The following is a 26,194-nucleotide window of genomic DNA, read 5'->3' on the forward strand; positions in this document are numbered from 1 at the left end:
GCGGCGCAAACGATAATGACAGGGAGTATTGACATGAACTTCAAGGGATATGCGCTGGCGCTGGGCGCCGCCACGATGACAGTTGCCGCAGGCATCGCCTCAGCGGCCGAGCTGGGCGACACCAGCAAGCCAATCAAACTGGCGGTGAACGAATGGACCGGCCAGCATGTGACCACCCATATCGCGGGCGAGATGCTCAAGGCCGCGGGCTATGATGTGGAATATGTCTCGGCCGGCATGATGAACCAGTTCCAGGCGATTGCCGATGGCGACATCCACGCAACGCTGGAAATCTGGTCCTCCAACGTCTCCGACGAATACGCCAAGAAGGTCGAAGAGGGCACGGTTGTCGAACTGGGCGACCTGGAGCTGAACGCGCGCGAGGGCATCGCCTATCCGGCCCATGTGGCCGAGATCTGCCCCGGCCTGCCGGCTTGGGAAGCGCTGAAGGATTGCGCCATGCAGTTCGCCACCGCCGAGACTCTGCCGAACGGCCGCCTGGTTGACTACCCGGCCGATTGGGGCACCCCGGGTGCCGACCGCATGACCGGGCTGGAGCTGCCCTTTAAAGCCGTGCCCGCAGGGTCCGAGGCCGCGTTGATCGTCGAGCTGCGTGCTGCGACTGAGCGCAAGACGCCGCTGCTGATCACTTTCTGGCAGCCGCATTGGGCGATGTCCGCCTATGACGTGCAGTTTGTAGACCTGCCGGCTGGTGAAGACGCCTGCTTCAATGACCCGGCCTGGGGCCCGAACCCCAACGCGGTGAATGACTGCGACTTCTCGCCCTCGCGCATATTCAAGGCCGCTTGGTCCGGCACCGAGGAAACCTGGCCCGCCGCCTTTGAGATCCTCTCCAACTATACCCTGGCCGTGGAAGATCAGCAGCCGATGATGGGTGCGGTCGATGTGGATGGCGGCAAGGTCGAGGAAGTGGTCGCGGCTTGGATGGCCGAGAACGAGGCCAAGTGGCGCCCGGTCGTCGACGCCGCCATCAAGTGAGCTGCACACAGTGACGGGCTCTGACACGCCTGCCATCACCTGCCGGAATGTCTGGCAGGTGTTTGGCAATAATGCAGACAGCGCTTTGAAAGAGGCGCTGTCGAACACTGATACCGCTGAAGACGCAGCAGCAGAACTGCGCGGCAAGGGTTTGATTCCGGCCGTTCAGAACGCCTCCTTTGACGTGAAAGAGGGCGAGCTGTTCGTGATCATGGGCCTCTCGGGTTCCGGAAAATCCACCCTGATCCGCTGCATCTCGCATCTGCTGCACGCCACTGGCGGCGAGATCCGCATCGACGGCGAGAACATCGTGGAAGCCAGCCCCAAACGGCTGATCGAACTGCGCCGCAAGAAACTGGGCATGGTGTTCCAGCACTTCGGCCTGTTCCCGCATATGACCGTGGCTGATAACGTGGCCTACCCGCTGCGTGTGCAGGGCGTGAAAAAGAAGCAACGGCTGGCCAAAGCGCAGGAGGTCATCGAACTCGTCGGCCTCGGCGGCCGCGAAACCAACTACCCGCGCGAGCTGTCCGGCGGTCAGCGCCAGCGCGTCGGCATCGCCCGCTCGCTGGTGGCGGACTGTTCGGTTTGGTTCCTGGATGAGCCGTTCTCGGCGCTCGACCCGCTAATCCGGCGGCAGCTGCAGGATGAGTTCCTGGAGATCCAGGCCAAGCTCAAGACCACTATTGTCTTCATCACCCATGACATCAACGAGGCACTGAAGCTCGCCGACCGCATCGCGATCATGCGCGACGGCAAGGTGGTGCAGATCGGCACCCCGGCTGACATCGTGCTGCGCCCGGTCGATGACTATGTGCGCGAGTTCTCCAAGGACGTAGCCAAGGGCCAGCACGCCCGTGTCGCCTCGGTAATGCAGGAGGGGGAGCACCATGTCTACGGTGCCGACGATCCCGGCCTGCGGCAGGACATGACCCTGGATGCGGCCCTTGCACGCTGCATGGAGCTTTATGAACCGGTGCCCGTCCGCACGCCTGAGGGCAAACTGGTCGGTGTGGTGAACCCGGCAGACCTCGCTGCGGCCTTGCAGGTGGAGCAGGGCTGATGGCGGGACTTTCAAAAGGCTCCGTCGCGGCGCTGATTGCGGCGGCGGCCGGCGCCTTGTGTCTCTTGCTGGAAAGCAGCGTGCCGTGGCTGGTCAAGTTCCCAGCGGCCTGGGTGCTGCCTGCAACCGATTGGGTGGGGGCAGGGCTCGAGTGGTTCCTGGCGCTGATCAAACCAACAGCCCGCGCCTTCTCGGCACTGATGTTCTACCCGATGGAGGCCGCCAATTTTGTGCTGAGCAGCACCCCTTGGCCGCTTATCATCTGCGCCACTACGGCGCTGGCCTGGACCTTGGGCGGCGTGCGGATGGCGCTGATGGCGGTTGTAGGCCTGGGCTTCGTGCTCGCCTCCGGCTACTGGCCCGAAAGCATGAACACGCTGGCGCTGGTGGCCGTCTCGGTGCCGTTGGCGCTGATCATAGGCGGCGGTATCGGCATCCTCGCCAATGAATACCCCCGTATCCGCCAGCCGGTGCAGGCGGTGCTGGACATCATGCAGACGGTGCCGACCTTCGCCTATCTCACCCCCTTGCTGGTGCTGTTCGGCTTTGGCCCAGTGGTGGGCCTCATCGCCTCGGCGATCTACGCCGCGCCGCCGATGGCACGCAATGTGCTGCTGGGTCTTGAACGGGTGGAGCCCGAAATCAAGGAAGCTGCCATCATGGCCGGCGGCACCCGCCTGCAGCAGCTGTTCCAGTGCGAGATCCCGTCGGCCGGGCAGCAGATCATGGTGGGCGTCAACCAATGCCTGATGGCCGCACTGTCGATGGTGATCATCGCGGCGGTGATCGGCGGCTTCGACGACATCGGCTGGGAAGTCCTGCTGACCATGCGTAAAGCGCAATTCGGGCAAAGCCTGCTGGCGGGGTCGGTGATCGTGATCTTTGCGATCCTGATCGACCGGATGAGCGGCACCCTGACCCAGGACCGGCGCGACAAGCATGACCCGCGCGTCGCCTGGGGTATCCTGGCGCTCGGCGCGGCCGTCAGCGCAGCCTTCTGGAGCCAGGTCCAGCAGCCCGGCACCTATGCGCTATTCAACCCGGTGGCAGACAGCGTGGACGCAGGCCTGTCCGCCTTTACCAGTGCCAATGCCGAGGTGCTGACCGCGCTTAAGAACAACGTCTTGTTCTACGTGCTGCTGCCGGTCCGTATCGGGCTGGATCAGGCGGTTCTGCCCTTCACCTGGGGCTTTGCCTGGACCCCGGCGATGAGCCTGTGGCTGTTTGCGGCAGGCGCTGCCGCCGGCGCCGTCTGCGCGATCCGCGGCCGGCTGGCGCTGGGTGTGATGCTGCTGATCGCGGCTGGTATTCTGGAAACCGGCGTTTCGCAGCTGCCTTGGCCTTTTGTACTGGTTGGTGCCGGGGCCTTGGCGTGGGTCGCAGGCGGCCGCAATCTGGCAATCCTCACTGTAGTCCTGCTGAGCACCATTCTGCTGTCGGGCCTGTGGGAGCGGGCACTCCTGTCGCTCTACCTTTCAGGTGCAGCAGTCTTTGCCTGCGCAGTGATGGGCGGCGCTGTCGGCCTTGCCTCGGCAGTCTCGCCCGGCATCTGGCGCGTGGTGCGCCCGATCTGCGACATGCTGCAGACCATCCCGCTGTTTGTCTTCCTGATCCCGGTGCTGATGGTGTTTCAGATCGGCGAGTTCTCGGCCTTCCTGGCGATCATCGCCTATGCGATTGTGCCGATGATCCGCTACACCCGCCACGGCCTGGTCTCGACCCCGGACGAGATGATCGAGGCCGCCACCGCCTCGGGTGCCACCAAGTGGCAGATGCTCAAAGACATCCGCGCGCCTTATGCGGCGCCATCGATCCTCTTGGGGCTCAACCAGACCATCCTCTATGCCTTTGCCATGCTGGTGATCGCGGCGCTGATCGGCACCACCGGCCTGGGCCAGTCGATCTACCTGGCGCTGGGGCAGGCGGATGTGGGGCTGGGCATTTCGGCGGGCGCGGCGATGGCGATCCTTGCCCTGATCGCCGACCGCATGGTGCAGGGCTTTGCCGAGGAGCGGCGCAAGGCGCTAGGGCTTTAGGCGCCTCCGAAACCACAAAAAGGGCGCCCCAGCGGCGCCCTTTTTTAATCTGGGGCAACGTTCTAAACTGCCCGCCCGCATATAGCTGCAACCAAGACTGATCTACGACTGGAGAGACGCCCATGGGCTGGCTTGAATTCACCGCAGCACTGGGATTGTTCCTGGCCAGCCACGCCATCCCTGTGCGCCCGCCGGTGCGGCCCTGGCTGGTCGCCCGCCTGGGGCTGCGCGGCTACATCATTGCCTACAGCCTGTTGTCGCTGCTGATCCTGGCATGGCTGATCGTTGCGGCGGAGCGGGCGCCTTTCATTGGCATACTGCCCTATTGGGAGATCCTCCGCTGGGCGCCGCTGCTGCTGATGCCTTTGGCCTGCCTGCTGGCAGTCGCGGGCATGATGCGGCAAAACCCCCTCAGCTTCGGCGGCCTGGGCCTGCGCGCCTTTGACCCCGCTGATCCCGGCATCCTGGCCGTCAGCCGCCACCCGCTGCTGGCCGCCATGGCGCTCTGGGCCGGGGCGCATCTCTTGGCCAATGGCGATCTGGCCCATGTGATCCTGTTCGGCTTGTTTGCGGGATTTGCGGTGATGGGCATGAAGATCATCGACACCCGCAAGCAGCGCCAGCTGGGGCGGGCGGAATGGACCCGGCTCAGCCGCAGCACCGCACGGCTGAACCTGGCCCGACTGCGCCCCTCAGCCAGCGAGGCGTCCTTGGCGGCGGCTGTGTTCCTGGCGCTGCTGGTCCTGCACGCGCCCATCATCGGCTATCACCCGCTTCCGTGGTAGGGGTTGACCCCGGCCGCCGCATGACCACCTATGAACCGACACGAAACTGGAGAGACAAACCGATGCACCTGGCCTATGTGATGACCGAAGAACGCGGCGCCACCGACCGTCTGCTGAGCGCGCTGGCCGAGAAACTGCAGGCCAAGGGCATCCGCCTGGCGGGCATCGTGCAGACCAATGTGGAATGCTACGACAAGGAGCTTTGCGATATGGATGTGCGGGTGCTGCCTGCAGGCGAAACCATCCGAATCTCGCAGTCCCTGGGCGCCGGCGCCCGCGGCTGCCGCCTGAACCCCGAGGCGCTGGAGCAGGCTGTTGGACAGGTCTCGGCAGCGCTGCAATCGGATGAGATTCCGCAGCTTCTGATCGTCAATAAATTCGGCAAGCACGAGGCCGACGGTCGCGGCATGCGGCCCGTCATCGGCGAGGCGCTGGCGCAGGGCATCCCGGTGATTTCCGGCGTTAACAAAATGAACGTGGAGCCGTTCCAGGCATTCGCCGACGGCATGGCCGTGGCCGCAGGGCCCGATTTGGATGCGCTGGTTGAATGGGCGGAACAAGCCGTGGCTGAGACCGCCTGATCTGCGGATTGTTATTTTAATTCAAGTGAAAGGCCCGCGAAGTTCACGCGGGCTTTTTGCTGTGCCGGGCAGCGCGCGGCCTGTTCAGCCTTGCTGCTGAACCACCATCGTCTATCGTGAAAAAGAGAGAAGATGGTGGGCGACCCTGGAATCGAACCAGGCGTGCGTCTCCGCGAGGGAGTTACAGTCCCCTGCCACACCTTGCGGCCTGTCGCCCACTGTCAGTTGCGTGTTGCACCTGACGTGGGGGCGTGATTACTAGCAGGCCAAACGGGCGTCAACAGGAAAATCGCAAGTTTTTCAGACAGTCCGCAAATTCTTTCTGCCGGAGAGCAAAATGACCAAGAAACCCAAATGGGTCGTCGAAAAAGAACAGGCCAAAAAGGCCGCTGCAGCCGAAACCGTGTGGCTGTTCGGGCTGCATGCGGTGCGCGATGCGCTGCAGAACCCGAAGCGCGAAAAACTGCGCCTTATGGTGACCATGAACGCTCAGGCTAAACTGGCAGATGCAATTGCCGCCTCCGGCATCGAGGCCGAGGTCATTGACCCCCGCAAGTTCAATCCGCCAATCGACCCCCAGTCGGTGCACCAGGGCGCAGCGCTGGAAGTGAAGCCGCTGAACTGGGGCGGCCTGGCGGAAAACTGCATTGGCCGCGAGGCGCCGCGGGTGCTGCTGCTGGACCGGGTCACCGATCCGCATAACGTCGGTGCGATTCTGCGCTCAGCCGAGGTGCTGGGCGCCAGCGCGGTGATCGGCACCCGCCACCACTCGGCACCCGAGACCGGGGCTCTGGCCAAGACCGCCAGCGGCGCGCTGGAGCGCCAGCCCTATCTGCGGATGCGCAACCTGGCCGACACCATTACTGAGCTGCAGCAGATGGGCTTCATCGTTCTTGGCCTGGACGGCGAGGCAGAAGCGACCATTGAGACCGCGCTGGAGGGTAAGAAGCACCTGCCAGTGGCACTGGTGCTTGGTGCCGAAGGCCCGGGGCTGCGCCAGAAGACCAAGGAGACCGTCGACCAGCTAGTGAAGATCGACGCCGCGGGAGGCTTTGGCTCGCTCAATGTCTCCAACGCGGCAGCGATTGCGCTTTATGCCTCGGTGGCCCGCTAGGACATTGGCTGTCACAGGCTGATCACTTCTGCGTAGGCTGTCTTTGCAAGGCTGCAGCCGTGAGGCAGAGTCGATGGACTGCTGTAAAGAATGTGAATGGAGAAAAATGTGGTCCTGCGCCTGCTGCTGACGGCTGCTGCGGTGATGTTTCTGACCCTGCCCGGGATGGCACGGGCAGATGCTGCTGTGTTCTCGTCCCGCGGCGGCGTGGCCATTGGCGGCTATGATGCGGTGGCGTTCTTTGAAGACGGCACCGCAGAACAAGGCCGCCGCAGCCACGCGGTGATGTGGAAAGGCGCGGTGTGGCGCTTTTCCTCAGCCCGCAACCAGGCCCGCTTCGAGGCCAACCCGCGTGCTTATGCTCCGGCATTTGGCGGCTACTGCGCCTATGCGATGTCGCAGGGCATGCTGATGGACGGCAACCCGCAGCTCTGGGCCATTGTGGATGGCGAGCTGTTCCTGCTGAACAATGCAAAGGTGCAGAAGATCTGGACCGCCAGCCAGGCCGAGATGATTGTGCTGGCACGGGGTCACTGGCCGGTGATTCTCAGGAAATAGCGCGTCACCTCACAAAATCGAGAGGGGGGCTTTTATTTTTCTGACTGTGACCCATATTCAATACAGACTGCGGAGTGGAACCACCGCAGATCTTTTTCACTGTCCCTCGTTCCATACCTCGCGCCCGGCTCGTCCGGGCGCATTTTTATGTATGCAGGTGCCGAATCCGGCTTTGCCGTGGTTAGGGGCGGGGCTAGGGTGCGCGCATGACAGACCATAGCGATGACCATTTGAAAGCCGTGCTGCAGCGCACCAAGACGGTGGCGGTAGTAGGCGTCTCGATGAACCCGGTGCGGCCCAGCTACTATGTGGCGCGCTATCTGGGCCTCAAGGGCTACCGGGTGATCCCGGTGAATCCCGGCCATACGGGCAAAATGCTGTTCGGCGAAACTGTACGCGCCAGCCTGTCGGAGATCGATGCCCCGGTGGACATGGTCGACATCTTCCGCCGCTCCGAAGCGGTGCCGCCGATTGTGGATGAGGCGCTGGAGGTTTTTCCGGGGCTGCGGACCATATGGATGCAAATCGGGGTGGAAAACGCCGAAGCCGCCGCCAAGGCTGAAGCGCGCGGCATTACCGTGATCCAGAACCGCTGCCCCAAGATCGAGTACCAGCGCTTGTTCGGTGAACTGCGCATGGGCGGCTTTGCCACCGGAATCATTTCCTCAAAGCTCTGAGCTTGCGGCAGGGCGGGGTGCTCCCGCCCATTCCCGCCGCGTCCTGGCGGACGGCCTTCACGGTTGGGCCTGGCGCCGCTGCGCGGCGCAAAGGGAAGAGCCTGCTGAGAAGCCGCTGAAGGGCAGATGCGCCCCTCAGCGGCCTATTTGATAGTCTTAGGCACGGGCGCGTCAAGGGCAAGCCGCGCGGGCCGCGCGGAGGCTGCGCCTCCCTTGACCCGGAGCTGCCACCGGTGCGCTCTGTCTTGGCCTTGGCTGCAAACGGCGGAGGCGCTGCACGGAACGTACGGCGCCAGGCCCAAGGCGGAGAGGATGTGCTTGCCGCAGGCAAGTGCATCTGTCCGGCGCGGGAGAGCCTGTTTGCCGGCTCCGGCCCCAGCGGCGGGTATCAGCTGTTGGGGCGGCTGGACTTTTCGGCAATACCGCTGAGGCCCTGGCGTTCTGCCAGAACCTGCAGCACATCATCCAGTGCCACATCGCGCGCGGCCAGCATCACCAGGAAATGATAAAGCACATCGGCGCCTTCCGAGGCGAGCTTGGCCTTGTCGGACTTCACCGCCTCGATGATCGCCTCAATGGCTTCCTCGCCGAATTTCTCGGCACATTTCTCCGGCCCTTTTGCCAGCAGCCTGGCAGTCCAGCTGCTTTCCGGGTCGGCGCCCTTGCGGGACAGGATGGTGGCTTCGAGATCGTGCAGCAGGCTCATACCATGCCCCTTCAGTTCAGCCGCATCGGGATGCCTGCAGCCGCCATGTGCTCCTTGGCCTCCTGCACGGTGTATTCGCCGAAATGGAAGATCGACGCCGCCAGCACCGCCGAAGCGCCGCCCTTGGTCACGCCCTCCACCAGGTGATCCAGGTTGCCGACGCCGCCGGAGGCAATCACCGGCACCTCCACCGCATCGGAAATCGCCCGGGTCAGCGGCAGGTTGAACCCGGCCTTGGTGCCGTCGCGGTCCATCGAAGTCAGCAGAATCTCGCCCGCGCCCTTGGCCGCCACGGTCCGTGCAAATTCCACCGCGTCGATGCCGGTGGGTTTGCGGCCGCCATGGGTGAAAATCTCCCAGCGGCCCGGCTCCACCGTCTTGGCGTCGATGGCGCAGACGATGCACTGGCTGCCGAACTGATCGGCGGCCTCGGCAATCACATCCGGGTTGGCCACCGCGGCGGAATTGAACGAGACCTTGTCAGCCCCCGCCAGCAGCAGCGCGCGCACGTCTTCCTTGCTGCGCACCCCGCCGCCCACGGTCAGCGGCACAAAGCACTGCTCAGCCGTGCGCTGCACCATGTCGAACATAGTGCCGCGGTTTTCATGGGTCGCGTGAATATCCAGAAAGCAGATCTCATCCGCACCGGCCGCATCATAGGCTTTGGCGCATTCCACCGGGTCGCCCGCATCGCGCAGGCCGACAAAGTTCACGCCCTTGACCACACGGCCGTCGGCGACATCGAGACAGGGGATGATACGGGTCTTCAGCATGCTGCGCTGCCTTTCAAGCTGCTTGGTTCTGTGGGTACGCAAAGCGCTTGGAAAGCGCAACAGCTATGGCTTGTTCCGCGCGTTTTGGTCCAGGGCTGCGGGCGTGGTACTCTTGCTGCCAAAGTGCCTTGTCAGGATCGTGCCTGTAATGACCGGAGATTGCACCATGCCCCGTTTCGCCTGCTTCAATCTGGTTTCTGCCGCCTTGTGTGCGGTGTCCATGTCAGCGGCGCAAGAAGGCGTCGCGGGGGAAATGATGGATGCAGAGGACCTTCTGGCCACTATCCCCGGTGCGACTCTGACCGGGATTTCCAACGAGGACTTCCGGACCCGCTGGACCCAGACCTATGACAGCGGCGGCAGCTCGGGCGGCAGTATGGGCACGTTCGGGGAGCGGCCCTACACGTCGCAGTGGTCGGTGTGGCGCGATCTGTGGTGCGAGGACTGGGGCAGCGGCGGGGGCTGCTGGCGGCTGGAGCAGGTCGATGCGGAAACGATCCAGCCCTATCACGGGGACAGAAAGCTGCCGAATGCCTGGCGGATCGTGCGTCCTGCAGAAGCGAAGTAGCGGCTAAGCCTCAGCCCAGGCCGGCCTTCCTCCTGCGCCAGCGGTAGGCAATTTCTATCCCCGCAAAAAGCGCGAGGGCAGGAAACACAACCGCAAGAATGTAGAGGAACCCGAAGAAAGTCAGGAAAGACGCATAGCGCCCCGCTGCGTCGGGGATCAAAGCGCAGCTGCAGCAGTCCTTGAACCCGCCTCTGCAGTCTCCGAGTGTGAGAGCTGCTTGAGCCCCGCAATAGATAAGCAGGAGGACGAGGATCCAGGACGCCCCATAGCCGGCCCAGCGGTTTGCAAAAGGGGCAAGTGTCGCTTGGCTAGGGGCCTTATTCACAGTGTCGCGCACCGCGCAGACGAAACAGATCAATAAGGGCAATGTGGCAGCAGCGAAGTGGAAAACGAGTTGAAAATCCATGGTTTCTATTGGGTAAGGGCATTAAAAATGCTGATTCAGAATATATCCTGCCAGGCAATGTATGCTAGCCGGCGGAAGGGCAATGCAGGTATTCCGGAACCGGAGTAACTGGTGCGCTGGCGAATGCCGGGTTCTGCAATCCGGGACAGGGCTGTAGCTGGCCCGGCCCCGCAGGGTCCTGCCGATGCCGGAAACGTGACTTGATCGCAGCGCCTGGCTGGCTTGATTTCATCCCATAGTCTGACGATTTGGAGTTTTCGTGATGAAACCTAGCCTCATTCTTGCAGGAGCCTTTGCCCTCATGTCCGCATTTCCCGCCGCCGCCGAACTGATGAAAGTGCCAAGCCAGAAACCGGTCGCCGAGACCATGGATGCGCTGCGGGCAGCTGTCGAAGGGGCGGGCGCCACTGTCTTTGCCCGGGTCGACCATGCGGCGGGGGCGCAAAAGGCGGGGCTGGAGCTGGACGGCGCGCAGCTCTTGATCTTCGGCAATCCCAAGCTGGGCACTCCGGCGATGCAGGCCGATATCCGCGCCGGGCTGTACTTGCCGTTGAAGGTGCTGGCTTATGAGGACGCAGAGGGCCAGGTCTGGCTCACCTACGAGGACCCGGCAGCGATGCTGTCAGGGCTGGATGTGCCGGCGGACGCCGGGTTTCTTGCCAAGATGCAGGGCGCCCTGGGCAAGCTGACCGCGGCGGCGGCGCAATAAGCGCTGTTCTAGTGGCGGGAGGAGGGGGCGCTGCCCCCTCTGGGCCTATGGCCCATTCACCCCCGGGGTATTTTTGACCAGAAAGAAGCTCAGGCCTTGAGCGTGGCCAGCGCTTCGGCCAGGTCAATGGCGCCGTCATAAAGCGCGCGGCCGGAGATGGCGCCATTGAGCGGAGCGCCGCAGGATTTCAGCGCCCGCAAATCGTCCAAAGAGGACACGCCGCCGGAGGCGATCACCGGGATGCTGACTGCATTGGCCAGATCGGCGGTAGCCTCCACATTCGGGCCTTTCATGGCGCCGTCGCGCAGAATGTCGGTGTAGATGATGGCGGCTACGCCTGCGTCCTCGAAGCTTTTGGCGAGGTCGGTGACCATTACATCGGTCTCCTCGGCCCAGCCCTTGGTGGCCACCTTGCCGTTGCGGGCGTCGATGCCGACGGCAACCTTGCCAGGGAATTCGCGCGCGGCCTCGCGCACCAGGTCCGGGTTTTCCACCGCCACGGTGCCCAGGATCACCCGCGCCAGGCCTTTATCGATCCAGCGTTCGATGGTGGCCATGTCGCGGATGCCGCCGCCCAGCTGCGCGGGCACTTTGGTCTGCTTCAGGATCTCCTCGACCGGCGCCGCATTCACTGGCTCGCCGGCAAAGGCGCCGTTCAGATCCACCAGGTGCAGCCATTCGCAGCCCGCCGCGACAAACTCCAGCGCCTGGGCGGCCGGGTTGTCGTTGAACACGGTTGTCTGGTCCATCTCGCCATGCAGTAGGCGCACGGCCTGGCCGTCTTTGAGGTCAATCGCGGGGTAGAGGATCATCCGGGCGGTCCTTCGTGAAATCAAGCTGGCAGTGTTTTGCAAGGTCTTTTGCACAAGGCGGGCCGGAATTGCAACGCGACCCGAAGTCAACCTTGCCTTGGTCCCGGCATCAGGAACAGGCTGCCTTTGAAACAGGGAGGAAACGGAATGAAACATCTATTGACAGGCACAGCCCTGGCGCTGGCCTCGGCGGGCATAGCCGCCGCAGACCCGGCGGCCGGGCTATGGAAAACCGAACCTGGCGATACCGGCGGCTATCTGCATGTGGCCGTCAGCCCCTGTGGTGCGGCCATGTGCGGAACTATCCAGGCGGCTTTCAGTGCGGAAGGCGCCGAGCAGGCGGATTATGAGCACAAAGGCAAGCGGATGATCTGGGACATGGCAAGCGAGGGCAGCGGCAGCTATTCCGGCGGCAAGATCTGGGCGCCGGACTCAGGCAAGACCTATGCCTCGAAAATGTCCCTCAGCGGCAATGCGCTGACGGTAAAGGGCTGCGTGGCCGGCGGACTGATCTGCCGCGGCCAGACCTGGTCGCGGGTCAAATAGGATTAGAACAGCCCAAGCTGCACCGGGATTGGCGCATAGCCGCGCTTCAGCTGCCGGTCCCGGAACCGCTCAAAAATCGCCAGCGCCTCGCCATGGGCGGCGAAATAGGTGCGCTTCTGCGCTCCGCCCGGCGCGTTCAGCGGCCCGGTCGCACGTTCCACGCACCAGTCGCCGAACAGCGTCGGCGTCAGGCTCAAGAGGCAATAGCGGTGCTTGCCTTCGGCGTGGTCGTATTTCTCGAAACGGATGTGCAAAGGGGACCCTGAGGCGCAAAAAAGGTCCGCCCCGTATGCATGGAAGCGGACCTCTTGTCTATTGCTCAATCGGCCGGTTTTTACCGGCCGGTGCGGTCAAACCTCACCGGTGTATTCACCGCGCGCCGGGTAGTTGTTGGGGATGGCAAAATCCAGGGCCGCGACCAGCTCTGCGAAATGCGGGCGCACAAAGGGCATGGTCTGCACGGCGCCGTAATACAGCGTCTGCTCCGGCGTCACCAAAAACAGGCCGGGCTCCGAGAACAGCGCAGGCTCTTCGATGCCGATCGAGGTTTTGCCGCGCGAGGTGGAGATATAAAGCCCCCATTCCTTGGCCACGGACAGCGGCAGGTCATAGCCGAACCGCAGATCCTTGGCCTCGATTTTTTCGGCCATGGCGCGGGTGCGCTCTTCGCCGTCCGAGCTGATGGCGATGCAGTTGACACCGCGCTCGGCAAAGGCGGCCACCTTCTTCTCAAACTCTTTCAGATAGGTGGCGCACAGCGGGCAGTGCAACCCGCGGTAAAAGCAGACGACAGTGCCGCGTTCGGTTTGCTCCGAGGACAGATCGAACTGCCCGTGGTCCAGTGTCGGCAGCGTCAGGTTCGGTGTCTTTTGGCGGGGGATCAGCATAGGCGCGCTCCATGAGAGTGGTATGAGTGGTGGTTGCTTGACTGTATTGCCTGGTTTAATGTCTCATAAATCCGAAAAACCTGACAGGAACACCGGAAATATGGACCGCTTGACCACACTCATGGACCGCTTTCAGCTGGCAGTGCGGGCCGCCGGGCCAGGGGAGGCAAATCTGATTGCACTTGCAGACGCGGCAGGAGAGCCTTTCCGGATACTTTATTTCACCCGCGGTCCGCTGCCCCGGCTGGCGGCTGAGGCCCTCATGTGGGCGGCGCGGGTGGAATGGTCGGGGCAGAGCAACCCGTTCCTGGCGGCACTGCCCGAAATTGTGGATTACGAGGTTACCGGCAATGCCGAGGCGCAGGGGCTGGTGCGGCTGATGCAGGAGGAAGCGGAGGGCCAGCATTGCGGCGCGCAATCTGTGATCAACAGGCTGGGCGAGGTGCTGATGGTGCGCCTCCTGCGCAACCAGATCCAGAAGGGCGCGACTGAGCCAGGCCTGCTGGCGGGCCTCGCCGACCCGCGCCTCAGCCGCGCCATCGTAGCCATGCACGACCACCCGGGCCGCCTCTGGACCAACGCGGACCTGGCTCAGGAGGCCGGGCTGTCGCTGTCGCGATTTTCGGAGCTCTTTGGTGCTGAAGTCGGGGAAACCCCGATCGGCTACCTGCGCCGGTGGCGGCTGATCCTAGCGCATCAGGACCTGATGCGCGGCGACCGGGTCGAGGCGGTGGCGCGCCGTTATGCCTACGGGTCCCCCGAAGGCTTCACCCGCGCCTTCCGCAAGGCCTACGGCGTTGCTCCGGTTTCATTGCGCACCGTTGCGGCCTAAAAAGCCCTGCAGCTTCTTTCTGGTCCTAAATACCCCTGTCCCGCTGACCGGCAGGCGGCTTTGCCGCCGAGAGGGGGGGGCAACGGCGCGTCAGCGCCGTACCATCAAGGCTTCCAGGTCAGGAAGTTGCCGATCATCCGCAGGCCGGTGGCCTGGCTTTTCTCCGGGTGGAACTGCATGCCGAGCATGGTGTCCCGGCCGATCACTGCAGTGACATCGCCGGCGTAATCCACATGCGCCAGCCGCTCGGCCGGGCTAGCGGCGCGGAAATGGTAGGAGTGCACGAAATACACATGATCGCCGGTGTTGATGCCGTCGAACACCGGGTGCTCCGCCTCAATCACCAGATCGTTCCAGCCCATATGCGGCACCTTCAAAGACGCATCCGCGGGTTCAATCTTGACCACATCGCCGCCAACCCAGCCCAGGCCCGGGGTTTCCTCATACTCATGGCCGGTGGTGGCCATCAGCTGCATGCCGACACAGATGCCGAGGAATGGGCGGCCCTTCTGCTCCACCGCCTCGACCATCGCATCATAAATGCCCTTGTGGCCGCGCAGCTCGGCGGCGCAGGCGGGAAAGGCGCCGTCGCCGGGCAGCACCAGCCGGTCCGCCCGCGCCACAACATCCGCATCCGAGGTCACGACAACCTCGCCCGCGTCCATCTCCCGCGCCATGCGCTGAAACGCTTTCTCGGCGGAGTGCAGATTGCCGGATTCGTAGTCGATAATCGCGGTCAGCATGCTCACAGCGCCCCTTTGGTCGAGGGGATTGCATCCGCCTTGCGCGGATCGGTTTCCACCGCCAGCCGCAGGGCGCGGGCCACCGCCTTGAACGCGGCCTCGGCGATATGGTGGCTGTTGAACCCGTGCAGCTGGTCGATGTGCAGGGTGATGCCGCCGTGGGTGCTCAAGGCTTGAAAGAACTCCCGCACCAGCTCGGTGTCAAAGGCGCCGATCTTCTGGGTGGGCAGCTCCAGATTCCAGATCAGGAACGGGCGCGCCGACAGGTCAAGCGCACAGCGCACCTGCGCGTCATCCATCGGCAGGTGGCACTCACCGTAACGGCGGATGCCCTTCTTGTCCCCCAGCGCCTGCACCAGCGCCTGACCCAGCGCGATGCCGGTGTCCTCTACCGTGTGGTGGTCGTCGATGTGGTAGTCGCCCTTGGCGCGGATGGTCATGTCGATCAGCGAATGCCGTGCCAGCTGGTCCAGCATGTGGTCGAAAAAGCCGACCCCGGTCTGGTTGTCGTAAACCCCGGTGCCGTCGAGGTTGATCTCCACCGAGATATCGGTTTCCGCGGTCTTGCGGGTCACTTGGGCTGTACGCATCTGCGGGCTGTCCTTCGTCAAGCTGCAGGAATTCCAATTCTGCATGGGCGCTTATAGGGCGGGCAGGGGGCAGGGCTCAAGTGCGGCATTGTGCAAGGCGGCCAATCTGTTGCAGCCTCCCCGCTTGCGGTCCCGTCACTTGCGCCCCGCGGCAGCGCATGCGAGCTTGGGCGCAATCAACCAAACCGTAACAAGGATCCTCATGTCCACCTGCGTCTTTGTCCAGATCCGCTGCAAGCCCGGCACCACCTATAAGGTGGCCGAAGAGATTGCCCTGCGCGAAATCCATTCCGAGCTTTACTCCACCAGCGGCAATTTCGACCTGCTGATGAAGCTCTACATCCCCACCGGCGAAGATGTCGGCAAATACATCAACGAGCAGCTCTTGCCGATCGAAGGGATTGAGCGGTCGCTGACAACAATGACCTTCAAGGTCTTCTGAGGCCGGAAAAACCAAGCCCCCCGCAGCGGTGAGTGCTGCGAGGGGCTTTGAGGGTCCCCGGTCCCCATCGGAACTCATGACCGGAACAGGCGCCCGGTCTGCGTTTCAGCAGGCAGAGATTCGCTGCAAAGCCCTCACAGGTCCAAGGAGCGGAACCTGGCGGCGGGGTTTCTGTCGGAAGAACCGGCAATGCCGGAGCGGCGCGTCATCGTGAAAATCTCGGTCTGAAACAAACTGCGGCGAGTATAGCGGATTCCGGCTGGAATTTCAGGAAAAACTGCGCGGGCGGCAGGCGCCACAGTTAACTGTTCAGTCTCAAGCGTTTAAACGGAAGACGCCCTGGCTAAGCCAGGGCGTCTCACGGGAAGTTGTTCGGCTCAGGCGGCAATCAGCCCCTTGTCCCTCAGGTCTGCATAGGTGGCGTCGATAGCCTTCTTCATCCGCGCAAGCATGTCGTCGACCTCATCTTTGGTGATGATGATCGGCGGGCACAGCGCCACTGCATTGCCGGCCACCGCCCGGATGATCAGCCCGTTTGCCTCGCAGGCCTTCTGCGCTGTGGCGCCCGCGATGCCTTTGTCAAAGCTCGCGCCGGTGGTCTTGTTCGACACCAGCTCCAGCGCCGCGATCAGGCCTTTGCCGCGCACTTCGCCGACCAGCGGGTGGTCGGTGAAAATCTCGCGCAGCTGCGCCTGCATATGGGCGCCCACCTCTGCTGCGTGCTCAAACAGGTTGTCGCGTTCATAGATCTCCAGCGTCTTCAGCGCCGCGGCACAGGCTGCCGGATGGCCGGAGTAAGTATAGCCATGGCCGAACACGCCGACCTCATTGGTCTGGTCGATCATCGCCTCATACATGTAGCCCGGAATAACCGAGGCCGAGATCGGGAAATAGGCCGACGACAGCTGCTTTGCAAAAGTCATCAGGTCCGGCTTGATGCCCATGGTGGTGCAGCCGAAGTCCGCGCCGGTCCGGCCAAAGCCGCAGATCACCTCGTCAGCCCAGACCAGAATGCCATGCTTGCGCAGCAGCGCCTGCAGCTTCTCGTAATAACCCTCCGGCGGCACGATCACGCCTGAGGCGCCGGTGATCGGTTCGACAATCATCGCCGCGATGGTGTCGGGGTCTTCCGCCAGGATCTGCTCTTCCAGGTTAGTGATGATCCGGTCGACAAACTGTTCCTCAGTCTCATTGCCTTGGCGGCCGGTGTAGTAGTGCGGCGAATCCGAGCGCAGAATCGAGAGTGCCTCCAGCGGTGCATCGAAATGCGCCAGGTTTGCAGGCAGCGAGGTCAGCGAGCCCGCCGCCACCGTCACCCCGTGATAGCCGCGCTCGCGGGTGATGATCTTGCGCTTCTCCGGCTTGCCGATGGCGTTGAAGTAATAGCGCAGCATTTTGTAGTGGGTGTCGTTGGCGTCCGAGCCGGAGTTGCCAAAGAAGATGTAGGCATCCTCCACCGGCACCATCGCCTTCAGCTTGTCGGCCAGCGCCATGATCGGCTCATGGGTCTTGCCGCCGAAAGTGTGCGAGAACGGCAGCTTGTGCAGCTGCTCGGTGATCGCATCCATCACCTCGGTGTTGCTGTAGCCCAGCGAAGTGCACCACAGGCCTGCCAGCCCTTCGATGTATTTGTTGCCGTCGGTGTCATAGACATAGATGCCTTCGCCGCGGTCCAGGCACAGTTGCTCGGTCGCGGTGAAATTGGTGGTGGGGTAGATCACTGGGGCCATGGCCAAACTCCTTGCGCGAACCGCCCCTCAAATGACCCGAGGGGCGCTTTTGCCCGTAGCATTGGCCGGCTTTGCATCGCAGGTCAAAAGGAATTTGATCATATTCTATCGGCAGAGCAAAAAGGCAGGCTGGAGAAAGCGAAAGGCCGCCCCGGAGGGCGGCCTTTTCGGTTCCAAATGGAGCGGGCGATGAGATTCGAACTCACGACCCTTACCTTGGCAAGGTAATGCTCTACCCCTGAGCTACGCCCGCGCTGCCATTCGGTGAGGCGGTGAATAGGAAATCCGGGGCTGCACTGCAAGCGGAAAATGACAGGAAGGTAAAGAAAATGCCGAGGGTCCGGAGGCGGTCCGAAAACCAAAAAGCCGCCCCGGAGGGCGGCCTTTTCGGTTTCGAATGGAGCGGGCGATGAGATTCGAACTCACGACCCTTACCTTGGCAAGGTAATGCTCTACCCCTGAGCTACGCCCGCGCTGCCATTCGGTGAGGCGGTATGTAGGGCTTTCCCCATGGGGCTGCAAGCGGAAAAATGAAAAACCGGGCAAGTATCTGTGGATAAACCTATTTTTGCTCACTCAGGAAGGTGCGTAGCCGCACCTCCAGCTCTTCCTGGTCCTTGGTCTCGCACTCCCAGACGGTCAGCACCTGCCAGCCTGCACCTTCCAGCTCGGCCAGATGCTCAGCGTCGCGCTCCACGTTGCGCAGCAGCTTGGGTTCCCAATAGTCCCGCCGCGAAGAGGGGATACGGCCGGCGCGGCAGTCATGCAAATGCCAGAAGCAGCCATGCACAAAGATCACCTTGCGCCGCGGCCCGAACACCAGATCCGGTTTGCCGGGCAGGTCCTTGCGGTGCAGCCGGTAGCGGTAGCCCATCCCATGCACCATCCGCCGCACCAGCATTTCCGGCTTGGTGTGCTTGGCGCGGATCTTCGCCATATTGGCGCTGCGCCGCTCGGGTGTCAGGGTGTCGGCCATTCCACGTGATGCCTGGATTGTTCCACCATGCGGGCATGGTAGCCGCTTTCAATCCGGCAGGAAATAAAGGCGCTGGCCGGGCAGGGCGGCAGCTCCAGCGCCTTGATCAGCTGGGCATCCTTCTGGCCTTCCAGCAGCACGATCTGCTCGCGTGCCAGAATGTCCCGGGTTCCATGGCCGCCGTCTGCCCGGATGCGGCGCATGAAGTCCTTCTGCTGCGCCACCGCCTCCACCGCGTCGCGGTGAATCGGCTGGCGCTGGATCAGCCGGAACAGCTGCGCCATGCGTTCATTGCCTGTGGCGGCGGCAAAGATCTGCTCCACCGCCTCTGCGTCCGCAGTGCGCCAGAAATTCGCCGGGTAGGGGTGATCCTTGAACAGCCAGAAAATATGCTTGAACCCCTCGGCCGAAATGCTGCGCTTGGCGTCCTTGTTCTGGCCCCGGGTCAGATAGTCCGGGCGGGCCTTGATCAGCCCCAGATAACAGCGTGCCCGCGCCTCATCGGCAGCCACCAGCAGGCAGACGCTGTCCAGCGCCTCGGTCGGGATCATCCAGTTCGTGCCCATGGTGTGCTTGATATCGACATCATGGCCCAAAATCTCGGTATCCAGCCGCCCCTTTTTCACACCCAGCAGCGCCCGCAGCTCGATCTCGACCCGCGTGCCGATATAGGTCTTCTCCGTCTTTTCCAGATCCTCATAGGCGCGCCGCCCGGTCTTGGGCGTCATGATCACATCGTCGATGCAGCGCCGCAGCATCTGCGGCACATCATATTCCAGCGCCAGCGCGCCGCCGGCGCGTGTGGTGATTTCGGCCATCAGCTCAAACAGCAGGCCGAAATCCGGATGGCCCGGCACAACAAGGCTGTCGGGAAGTTTCTGTTTCATATGGTGTTCCGCCGGGCCGGGCACAGCCTTGGGTTCTGAAATGGCAGAGAGGTTTTACGCCCGCACAGCATGCAGGTTCGGCTTGGCAATTGCCGCCTTCAGCTCGCGTGCCACCGCTTCCGCCACCGGCGGCGGGAAGGCATTGCCGACCTGGCGGTAGGCATTGGTCTTGGCCCCGGTGAAATGCCATTCGTCGGGGAAGCCCTGGATGCGCGCCACCATCCGCACCGTGAGGCGCGGCATGTCGTTGTGGAACGGATCCGGCGCCTCGTTGGCGATGGTGCGCCCCTCGACCCCCAAAGCCGCCCAGGCGCGCCGCGCCCGGGTCGGGCCCAGATCAGGGCCGCCGTGTTTCTTGGAGCCGCCAACAATCGTCGGCGCAATCTCATCCGCTTTGGCCGCCCAGTCCTCAGCCCCGCGCCAGCCGCGCTCCTTCATCAGGTCAATCAGCGTCGCGCCCACGGTGGGCGGGTTGTGCGGCAGCGGCTCGGGCCAATTGAACTGGCCCGCAAATTCCTTGCGCAGGGCGACAATCGCCACTCGCGGCCGCAGCTGCGGCACGCCGAAGTCAGAGGCATTCAGCAGCCGCCAATCGGTCTCATATCCCAGTTTCGACAGCTGTTTCTTCAGCTTCTCCCGGTAGTCGGAGAACACCGCATCCAGAAAGCCGCGCACGTTCTCGATCATCACCGCGCGGGGGCGGGTGGCATCGACGATCTCAATCGCATCGTCGAACAGGTTGCGCTCGTCCTTCTCGCCCAGCTGCTTGCCGGCCACCGAAAACGGCGGGCAGGGCAGTCCGCCTGCCAGCAGGTCGATGCCCTTGTAGTCACCGGCAACGTCCTTGAACTTGCGCACGTCCTCTTCCAGCACGTTCCACTGGGGGCGGTTGTGGCGCAGGGTGGCACAGCAATGCTTGTCGATCTCCACCAGCGCAGTGTGATCAAAGCCTGCCTTTTCCAGCCCAAGGGCCTGGCCGCCCGCACCTGCGCATAGTTCTACCGATGTCAGCATTCTGCTCTGCCTGTCCGTTCGCGTTCTTGCTCTGTTCCTAAGCGGTAAGGTGATTCCGCACAAGGATTTCCGCCCCGGCCAGACTATGCGCAATTGCTGAAAAGCGAAAGGCCGCCCCGAGGGACGGCCTGTTCGTCTTCCGATGGAGCGGGCGATGAGATTCGAACTCACGACCCTTACCTTGGCAAGGTAATGCTCTACCCCTGAGCTACGCCCGCGCTGCCATCCGGTGAGCGGTGGAATAGGGTCTCCGGGCCCAGGCTGCAAGCGGAAAAAACATCCCGGATGAAAAAAATCCTTCAAAGCTGCGACGGAACGGGCGGGCAAGGGCGTTTCATTTCCAAACAGCCGGATTTGCAACGGGAGAGTTGGTGAAATGCTTTTGAAAGACGGTATTCGTATTGGCAGCCTGAGCGCGGCAATTGCGTTGGGCATGACCCTGCAGGCAGCGCCGCAGAAACAGGCGGATTGGACAGACCGGTTCGAAGAGATCAAGCCAGTGCAGGTTGAAACCGCAGAATTGCCCCAGGTTCTGGAGCACCCGGTCTAAGGCGGCACTGCTTCCGCAACTGCCAGATTGTCACTTCGCTTCGATCTTCAGTTTCTTCATTGCCTTCAGCATCTCGGCATCGACCAGTTTCTGAAGCTTTTTGTCCTTCTCCACCGCCTTGGCGGCCATATCGGTCAGCTGGCTCTCGCTCTCCTTGCCCGAAGCCGCACTGATCACCGCCCCGTAACCCGCTTTCAGCATCTCGTCGCTGACCTTGTTGGACACCTCGGCCCACAGTTTCGCCTTGAGAGTATTGGGGATCTTGTTGTCCTTGGCCAGTTTGGCAAAGCGGTCTGGCAGGATCTTGCCTTGCAGCATGTCCTTGTTCTTATAGGCCCATTTCTTCTGGAACCCGCCCAGGTTCTTGACCAGCCCGCCCAATAGCGCCGAATAGAGCACGCTCTGCACCGCGTCGTTGAAGTCCTTCTCGGTTGGTGCCTTGCCGGATTTGGCGATCTTCCCGACCACTTTGATCGCCTCGCCGATTGCCGATTTGATCACCTCCTGGCCGGAACCGGCGATGTAATTGGAAATAAATTTCTCCAGCTGCTTGGTGGCCATAAAGGGCACCTTCGACGCAAGCCGCGGCGCCACCGCCTTGGCCATGTCGTCGCAGAACCCCAGTGGGATCTTGCTGCCGATGCCGGCGGTCAGCCCGCCGATGGTGCCGTCGATCACGATGGACTGCACCGAGGACCACACGGTCACCTTCTGGCCGCTGGCGTGTTTGCCCAATTCCTGGCTAGCGCTTTGCAGCACGCCGACCCCGGCCCCGGAAACCACCGCCGCGCTGCCTGCGCTCATGCCCGCGCCAGTAACCAGCACCGGTGCCGCCAGCGCGCCGACCACCGCAAAACACACGGCTGAGCTGACCATCAGCACGGTGCCGGTGGTCTGGGCCGAGCCGGTGAATTCTTTCAGGAACCGCAGCAGGTCGTCGCTGAACGCGTTGATCGCCTTCTCCGCCGCAGGCAGCGCCTCGTCGATCTGTTTCAGATCCTTCGACGACATCGCCCGCTCCAGCTTGCCCGCCGCGCTGATCGAGCGGGTCGCCAGCTTGTTGTCGGGCATCTTGACCGATCCCGCCTTGATGATGATCGCCTGCGCCACCGCGTTCAGCACCCCGTCCTTGATCATCGCGGTGTCGAGATAGCTCTGATAGGTTTCCAGACAGGCTTTCTGGTTCTTGATCAGCGACTTCATGTAGGGCGTCAGGTTCTTGATCACCTCCGCTTTCAGCTTGTCGTATTCCTTCTGCGTGACCAGGATCTTCTTGCCGCGGAAGGTGACCTCCAGCTTGGGTTCCTTCGCGGCCTTTTCCTCGGCGGTCACTTGGGCTTTGAACTTCGGCAGCAGCGCCGTGACCGTGCGCCCGCCCGGATCCACCACCTGATCAGGGCGCTTGAACCCGATCTTTTTCTGGTAGGTCCCGATTGCTTTCAACAGCCCCGCATCAACCTTCTTGGAGGTGCCCAGCGGCCCGATCTTGTTGGCTTCCAGCATCCGGCGCACCAAAAGGACGTCCTCGCCCTTGTTCTTGACTGGTTTGCCTTCGCTTTCACGCGGGGATTGCCCGACAGGGGCGGTAAGCTTGGGAACAGCCATCAGAAACCTCGAACCAAATTAACTTCCCAAAACTCTGGCACGGCCGGCCTGCAGGTCAAGTTTTGCAGGCATAAAAAAAGACGCCCTGCCAGGGGCAGGGCGTCTGAACACGCTGCAGATGCAGCCTGTTGCTGTTTACTCCAGCTCGACGAGCAGATCCTTTGCGTCGATCTGTGCACCTGCGGTGACGTGAACGGCTTTGACCACCGCGTCGCGCTCGGCGTGGATGCCGGTCTCCATCTTCATCGCTTCGATGGTCAGCAGCATGTCGCCTTCGTGCACCTGCTGGCCTGCCTGAACCGCGACGCTGGCCACAACACCGGGCATCGGCGCGCCGACGTGGTTGGGGTTGCCGGCTTCCGCCTTGGGGTTGGCTTGGGTCGAGGCCTTGACCAGGCGGTTCGGCACCCGGATCACGCGCGGCTGGCCGTTCAGTTCGAAGAAGACCTTCACTTCGCCCTTCTCGTCGGTCTCACCGACCGCCTGCAGACGGATTTCCAGTGTCTTGCCAGGGTCGATCTCAGCAGTGATCTCGTCGCCCGGTTCCATGCCGTAGAAGAAGGTCTTGGTCGGCAGCGCGCGCACCGGGCCGTACTGGCGGTGGCGGCCCATGTAATCCAGGAACACCTTGGGATACATCAGGTAGCCGTTCAGATCCTCGTCATCGACGGCAAAGCCTTCCAGCTCTTTCGACAGCTCGGCGCGGACCGCTTCCAGGTCAACCGGCTCCAGATGCGCACCGGGGCGCTCCAGGTTCGGCGCTTCGCCTTTCAGCACTTTCGAGACGATGGCTTCCGGGAAGCCTCCCGGAGGCTGGCCCAGGTTGCCGCGCATCATGTCGACCACCGAGTCGGGGAAGGCCACGTCGGTTTCCGGGCTTTCCACCTCATCGCGGGTCAAACCTTGCGAGACCATCATCAGCGCCATGTCGCCAACAACTTTGGACGACGGGGTCACCTTCACGATATCGCCGAACATCTGGTTCACGTCGGCATAGGTCTGCGCCACATCGGCCCATTTCTCTTCCAGGCCCAAGGAGCGCGCCTGCGCCTTCAGGTTGGTGAACTGGCCGCCCGGCATCTCGTGCAGGTAAACTTCCGAGGCCGGGGCTGCGAGGCCGCTTTCGAACGCCGCATACTGGCCGCGCACCTGCTCCCAATAGCCGGAGATCTCGCGCACCTTGGCGATGTCCAGACCGGTGTCGCGGTCGGTGTTGCGCAGGCCCTCGACGATCGAGCCCAGGCAGGGCTGCGAGGTGCCGCCCGAGAAGGCGTCCATCGCTGCATCCACTGCGTCGACGCCCGCATCTGCGGCTGCCAGGATGGTGGCGCCGGCAATACCCGAGGTGTCGTGGGTGTGGAAGTGGACCGGCAGGCCGACCTCTTCCTTCAGCGCCTTGATCAGCACCCGTGCAGAGGCCGGCTTCAGCAGGCCCGCCATGTCTTTCAGACCCAGGATATGGGCGCCTGCGGCCTCCATCTCCTTGGCCATGCCGACATAATACTTGAGGTCGTACTTGGAGCGGTCCGGATCCAGAATGTCGCCGGTATAGCAGACGGTGCCTTCGCAGACCTTGCCGCTCTCGACCACCGCATCCATGGCAACACGCATGTTCTCAACCCAGTTCAGCGAGTCGAAGACGCGGAACACGTCAACGCCGGTCTCCGCCGCCTGGCGCACGAACTCCTGCACCACATTGTCCGGATAGTTGGTGTAGCCGACGCCGTTGGAGGCGCGCAGCAGCATCTGGGTCATCAGGTTCGGCATCCGCTCGCGCAGGTCACGCAGGCGCTGCCAGGGGCATTCCTGCAGGAAGCGGTAGGCCACGTCAAAGGTCGCACCGCCCCAGCATTCCACCGAGAACAGCTGGTTCAGATGCTGCGCATAGGCCGGCGCCACTTTGATCATGTCGATCGAGCGCATCCGGGTCGCCAGCAGCGACTGGTGGCCGTCACGCATGGTGGTGTCGGTCAGCAGCAGCTGGCGCTGCGCCTTCATCCAGTCGGCAACGGCCTGGGCGCCCTTCTGCTCCAAGAGGTTGCGGGTGCCATAGGGCAGGTTGCCCACATCCGCCTGCGGTGCGCGCGGCTCCTTCAGGTCGGCAGCGGGTGCCGCGCGGCCTTCGGTCTCCGGGTGGCCGTTCACGGTGATGTCGGCGATATAGGTCAGCACCTTGGTGCCGCGGTCGCGCCGCTTCTTGAAGCTGAACAGGTCCGGGGTCTCGTCGATGAATTTGGTGGTGTATTCATTCGACAGGAAGGTCGGGTGCTTCAGCAGGTTCTCGACGAACGCGATGTTGGTGGAAACACCGCGCACCCGGAACTCGCGCAGCGCGCGGTCCATGCGGGCAATCGCCTTCTCGGGCGTCGGCGCCCAGGCGGTCACTTTGGTCAGCAGCGAGTCATAATAACGGGTGATCACGCCGCCCGCATATGCAGTGCCGCCGTCCAGGCGGATGCCCATGCCGGTGGCCGAGCGGTAGGCGGTGATGCGGCCGTAATCCGGGATGAAGTTGTTCAGCGGATCTTCGGTGGTCACACGCGTCTGCAGCGCGTGGCCGTTCAGACGGATCTCATCCTGGCCTGCTTTGCCGGTGGCTTCGGCAATGGTCTTGCCTTCGGCGATCAGGATCTGCGCCTGCACGATGTCGATGCCGGTGACCTCTTCGGTCACGGTATGCTCCACCTGCACCCGCGGGTTCACTTCGATGAAGTAGAACTTGCCGTCGTTCATATCCATCAGGAATTCAACGGTGCCGGCGCATTCATAGTTCACATGCTTGCAGATCTTGCGGCCCAGGTCGCACAGCTCCGCGCGCTGTTCTTCCGACAGATAGGGGGCAGGGGCGCGCTCAACCACTTTCTGGTTGCGGCGCTGCACCGAGCAGTCGCGCTCAAAAAGGTGGTAGATCTCGCCGTGCTTGTCGCCCAGGATCTGCACCTCGACGTGGCGGGCGCGGGTGATCATCTTTTCCAGATAACCCTCGCCGTTGCCAAAGGCGGCTTCCGCTTCGCGCCGGCCTTCCAGCACTTTCTCCTCGACTTCATCGTCGCCGTGGATCGGCCGCATGCCGCGGCCGCCGCCGCCCCAGGAGGCTTTCAGCATCAGCGGATAGCCGATCTCGGCGGCTTCCTTGCGGATCGCCGCCATGTCGTCGCCCAGCACTTCGGTGGCCGGAATAACCGGCACGCCCGCAGCAATCGCCACTTTCCGCGCCGATGCCTTGTCGCCAAGCGCCCGCATGGTTTCCGCTTTGGGGCCGATGAAGGTGATGCCGTTTCGCGCGCAGGCATCCACAAAATCCGGGTTCTCCGACAACAGGCCGTAGCCCGGGTGGATCGCATCGGCGCCGCTTTCCTTGGCGACGCGGATGATTTCGTCGATCGACAGATAGGCCGCAACCGGCCCCATGCCTTCGCCGATCCGGTAGGCTTCATCCGCCTTGAACCGGTGCAGGCCGAGCTTGTCTTCCTCGGCATAGACGGCGACGGTGCGTTTGCCCATTTCGTTGGCAGCGCGCATCACGCGGATCGCAATCTCACCTCGGTTGGCAATCAGGATCTTTTTGAAGTCGGTCATTTCACCCTCGGGGTCCGTGCAAGTTG

At 62.9% G+C, this 26,194-nt stretch carries 28 protein-coding genes and 4 tRNA genes; 14 read left to right on the plus strand and 18 right to left on the minus strand.

Translation table 11 applies throughout. From position 1 onward, the window contains the following. The first annotated feature begins 33 nt into the window (after window positions 1-33). The 5 genes from RA19_RS22390 to RA19_RS22410 all read left to right on the plus strand — a co-directional run bounded on the left by RA19_RS22390 (window position 34) and on the right by RA19_RS22410 (window position 5,464). Window positions 34-999 carry an ABC transporter substrate-binding protein gene (locus RA19_RS22390; protein ID WP_039167144.1) on the plus strand — a complete coding sequence of 322 codons (966 nt, stop codon included), beginning with the start codon at window positions 34-36 and terminating at the stop codon, window positions 997-999. Between the two features lie 10 nt (window positions 1,000-1,009). After that, entirely contained in the window at window positions 1,010-2,062 is a 1,053-nt protein-coding gene (locus RA19_RS22395) for a quaternary amine ABC transporter ATP-binding protein (protein WP_039167145.1), read from the plus strand. Then, on the plus strand, window positions 2,062-4,098 hold the full coding sequence (locus tag RA19_RS22400; protein WP_039167147.1) for an ABC transporter permease: 2,037 nt from the start codon (window positions 2,062-2,064) through the stop codon (window positions 4,096-4,098). The genes RA19_RS22395 and RA19_RS22400 overlap by 1 nt, the downstream gene beginning before the upstream one ends. Window positions 4,099-4,220: 122 nt before the next feature. After that, window positions 4,221-4,883 (plus strand): NnrU family protein, encoded by a 663-nt coding sequence (locus tag RA19_RS22405; protein ID WP_039167148.1) that lies wholly within the window; start codon window positions 4,221-4,223, stop codon window positions 4,881-4,883. A 62-nt stretch (window positions 4,884-4,945) separates the two neighbouring features. Then, window positions 4,946-5,464: a DUF2478 domain-containing protein gene (locus RA19_RS22410; RefSeq protein ID WP_039167150.1), complete on the plus strand. Its 519-nt coding sequence runs from the start codon at window positions 4,946-4,948 to the stop codon at window positions 5,462-5,464. 133 nt (window positions 5,465-5,597) lie between these two features. Here the strand turns inward: RA19_RS22410 and RA19_RS26700 are convergent. Next, window positions 5,598-5,681: transfer RNA gene (locus tag RA19_RS26700), tRNA-Tyr, on the minus strand. 120 nt (window positions 5,682-5,801) lie between these two features. Here RA19_RS26700 and rlmB point away from each other — a divergent pair. The 3 genes from rlmB (at window position 5,802) to RA19_RS22425 (ending at window position 7,813) form a co-directional block, all read left to right on the plus strand. Next, window positions 5,802-6,578 (plus strand): 23S rRNA (guanosine(2251)-2'-O)-methyltransferase RlmB, encoded by a 777-nt coding sequence (rlmB, locus tag RA19_RS22415; RefSeq protein WP_039167153.1) that lies wholly within the window; start codon window positions 5,802-5,804, stop codon window positions 6,576-6,578. 96 nt (window positions 6,579-6,674) lie between these two features. Next, the gene (locus RA19_RS22420) at window positions 6,675-7,136 is read left to right on the plus strand and encodes a YHS domain-containing (seleno)protein (RefSeq protein WP_039167155.1); all 462 of its coding nucleotides are present in this window, start codon (window positions 6,675-6,677) and stop codon (window positions 7,134-7,136) included. A gap of 206 nt (window positions 7,137-7,342) precedes the next feature. Further along, complete coding sequence (locus tag RA19_RS22425; protein ID WP_039167158.1) at window positions 7,343-7,813, plus strand: CoA-binding protein; 471 nt, start codon at window positions 7,343-7,345, stop codon at window positions 7,811-7,813. 388 nt (window positions 7,814-8,201) lie between these two features. Here RA19_RS22425 and RA19_RS22430 read toward each other — a convergent pair whose 3' ends face one another. Next, entirely contained in the window at window positions 8,202-8,519 is a 318-nt protein-coding gene (locus RA19_RS22430; RefSeq protein WP_039167160.1) for a phosphoribosyl-ATP diphosphatase, read from the minus strand. 11 nt (window positions 8,520-8,530) lie between these two features. Next, window positions 8,531-9,292, minus strand: coding sequence for an imidazole glycerol phosphate synthase subunit HisF (gene hisF, locus RA19_RS22435; RefSeq protein ID WP_039167161.1), 762 nt, complete (start codon window positions 9,290-9,292; stop codon window positions 8,531-8,533). A 166-nt stretch (window positions 9,293-9,458) separates the two neighbouring features. Between hisF and RA19_RS22440 the strand changes: the two genes are divergently transcribed. Continuing rightward, entirely contained in the window at window positions 9,459-9,860 is a 402-nt protein-coding gene (locus RA19_RS22440; protein ID WP_039167163.1) for a hypothetical protein, read from the plus strand. Window positions 9,861-9,870: 10 nt separating this feature from the next. Here the strand turns inward: RA19_RS22440 and RA19_RS22445 are convergent, their stop codons facing one another. Beyond that, entirely contained in the window at window positions 9,871-10,266 is a 396-nt protein-coding gene (locus RA19_RS22445; protein WP_039167165.1) for a hypothetical protein, read from the minus strand. Between the two features lie 262 nt (window positions 10,267-10,528). Between RA19_RS22445 and RA19_RS22450 the strand changes: the two genes are divergently transcribed. Further along, entirely contained in the window at window positions 10,529-10,975 is a 447-nt protein-coding gene (locus tag RA19_RS22450; protein ID WP_039167168.1) for a DUF302 domain-containing protein, read from the plus strand. A gap of 89 nt (window positions 10,976-11,064) precedes the next feature. On the opposite strand, the gene hisA is transcribed toward RA19_RS22450, so the two are convergent. Next, window positions 11,065-11,787 (minus strand): 1-(5-phosphoribosyl)-5-[(5-phosphoribosylamino)methylideneamino]imidazole-4-carboxamide isomerase, encoded by a 723-nt coding sequence (gene hisA / locus RA19_RS22455; protein ID WP_039167171.1) that lies wholly within the window; start codon window positions 11,785-11,787, stop codon window positions 11,065-11,067. 147 nt (window positions 11,788-11,934) lie between these two features. Here hisA and RA19_RS22460 point away from each other — a divergent pair, with 147 nt between their 5' ends. Beyond that, window positions 11,935-12,333, plus strand: a complete 399-nt coding sequence (locus tag RA19_RS22460; protein WP_039167174.1) for a DUF2147 domain-containing protein — start codon at window positions 11,935-11,937, stop codon at window positions 12,331-12,333. Between the two features lie 2 nt (window positions 12,334-12,335). Here RA19_RS22460 and RA19_RS22465 read toward each other — a convergent pair whose 3' ends face one another. Further along, on the minus strand, window positions 12,336-12,587 hold the full coding sequence (locus RA19_RS22465) for a WGR domain-containing protein (RefSeq protein ID WP_039167177.1): 252 nt from the start codon (window positions 12,585-12,587) through the stop codon (window positions 12,336-12,338). Between the two features lie 96 nt (window positions 12,588-12,683). Continuing rightward, window positions 12,684-13,220 (minus strand): peroxiredoxin-like family protein, encoded by a 537-nt coding sequence (locus RA19_RS22470; RefSeq protein ID WP_039167179.1) that lies wholly within the window; start codon window positions 13,218-13,220, stop codon window positions 12,684-12,686. A gap of 100 nt (window positions 13,221-13,320) precedes the next feature. Here RA19_RS22470 and RA19_RS22475 point away from each other — a divergent pair, with 100 nt between their 5' ends. Then, the gene (locus tag RA19_RS22475; protein ID WP_039167182.1) at window positions 13,321-14,052 is read left to right on the plus strand and encodes an AraC family transcriptional regulator; all 732 of its coding nucleotides are present in this window, start codon (window positions 13,321-13,323) and stop codon (window positions 14,050-14,052) included. Between the two features lie 104 nt (window positions 14,053-14,156). On the opposite strand, the gene hisH is transcribed toward RA19_RS22475, so the two are convergent. Continuing rightward, on the minus strand, window positions 14,157-14,795 hold the full coding sequence (gene hisH, locus RA19_RS22480) for an imidazole glycerol phosphate synthase subunit HisH (protein WP_039167185.1): 639 nt from the start codon (window positions 14,793-14,795) through the stop codon (window positions 14,157-14,159). A 2-nt stretch (window positions 14,796-14,797) separates the two neighbouring features. Continuing rightward, window positions 14,798-15,385 (minus strand): imidazoleglycerol-phosphate dehydratase HisB, encoded by a 588-nt coding sequence (gene hisB, locus RA19_RS22485; RefSeq protein ID WP_039167309.1) that lies wholly within the window; start codon window positions 15,383-15,385, stop codon window positions 14,798-14,800. Window positions 15,386-15,587: 202 nt separating this feature from the next. On the opposite strand from hisB, the gene RA19_RS22490 reads away from it, so the two are divergent. Next, window positions 15,588-15,827: an Lrp/AsnC family transcriptional regulator gene (locus tag RA19_RS22490; RefSeq protein WP_039167188.1), complete on the plus strand. Its 240-nt coding sequence runs from the start codon at window positions 15,588-15,590 to the stop codon at window positions 15,825-15,827. Between the two features lie 377 nt (window positions 15,828-16,204). Here the strand turns inward: RA19_RS22490 and RA19_RS22495 are convergent, their stop codons facing one another. From RA19_RS22495 to RA19_RS22525, 7 genes are all read right to left on the minus strand, one after another. Then, complete coding sequence (locus RA19_RS22495; protein ID WP_039167189.1) at window positions 16,205-17,557, minus strand: aminotransferase; 1,353 nt, start codon at window positions 17,555-17,557, stop codon at window positions 16,205-16,207. 178 nt (window positions 17,558-17,735) lie between these two features. Further along, a tRNA-Gly gene (locus tag RA19_RS22500) sits at window positions 17,736-17,810 on the minus strand. 145 nt (window positions 17,811-17,955) lie between these two features. Further along, window positions 17,956-18,030: transfer RNA gene (locus RA19_RS22505), tRNA-Gly, on the minus strand. A gap of 89 nt (window positions 18,031-18,119) precedes the next feature. Continuing rightward, window positions 18,120-18,533, minus strand: coding sequence for a very short patch repair endonuclease (locus tag RA19_RS22510; RefSeq protein WP_039167192.1), 414 nt, complete (start codon window positions 18,531-18,533; stop codon window positions 18,120-18,122). Continuing rightward, window positions 18,518-19,420, minus strand: a complete 903-nt coding sequence (locus RA19_RS22515; RefSeq protein ID WP_039167194.1) for a NaeI family type II restriction endonuclease — start codon at window positions 19,418-19,420, stop codon at window positions 18,518-18,520. The genes RA19_RS22510 and RA19_RS22515 overlap by 16 nt, the downstream gene beginning before the upstream one ends. A gap of 54 nt (window positions 19,421-19,474) precedes the next feature. Next, window positions 19,475-20,434 (minus strand): DNA cytosine methyltransferase, encoded by a 960-nt coding sequence (locus tag RA19_RS22520; RefSeq protein WP_039134632.1) that lies wholly within the window; start codon window positions 20,432-20,434, stop codon window positions 19,475-19,477. 143 nt (window positions 20,435-20,577) lie between these two features. Further along, a tRNA-Gly gene (locus RA19_RS22525) sits at window positions 20,578-20,652 on the minus strand. Window positions 20,653-20,810: 158 nt separating this feature from the next. Between RA19_RS22525 and RA19_RS27075 the strand changes: the two genes are divergently transcribed. Continuing rightward, window positions 20,811-20,984: a hypothetical protein gene (locus RA19_RS27075; protein WP_193748318.1), complete on the plus strand. Its 174-nt coding sequence runs from the start codon at window positions 20,811-20,813 to the stop codon at window positions 20,982-20,984. Window positions 20,985-21,014: 30 nt separating this feature from the next. On the opposite strand, the gene RA19_RS22530 is transcribed toward RA19_RS27075, so the two are convergent. Next, window positions 21,015-22,589 (minus strand): hypothetical protein, encoded by a 1,575-nt coding sequence (locus RA19_RS22530; RefSeq protein WP_039167196.1) that lies wholly within the window; start codon window positions 22,587-22,589, stop codon window positions 21,015-21,017. Between the two features lie 135 nt (window positions 22,590-22,724). Beyond that, the gene (locus tag RA19_RS22535) at window positions 22,725-26,168 is read right to left on the minus strand and encodes a pyruvate carboxylase (protein ID WP_039167198.1); all 3,444 of its coding nucleotides are present in this window, start codon (window positions 26,166-26,168) and stop codon (window positions 22,725-22,727) included. Between the last annotated feature and the right edge of the window lie 26 nt (window positions 26,169-26,194).

Source organism: Leisingera sp. ANG-M1 (genome assembly GCF_000813745.1).
Taxonomy (GTDB): Bacteria; Pseudomonadota; Alphaproteobacteria; order Rhodobacterales; family Rhodobacteraceae; genus Leisingera.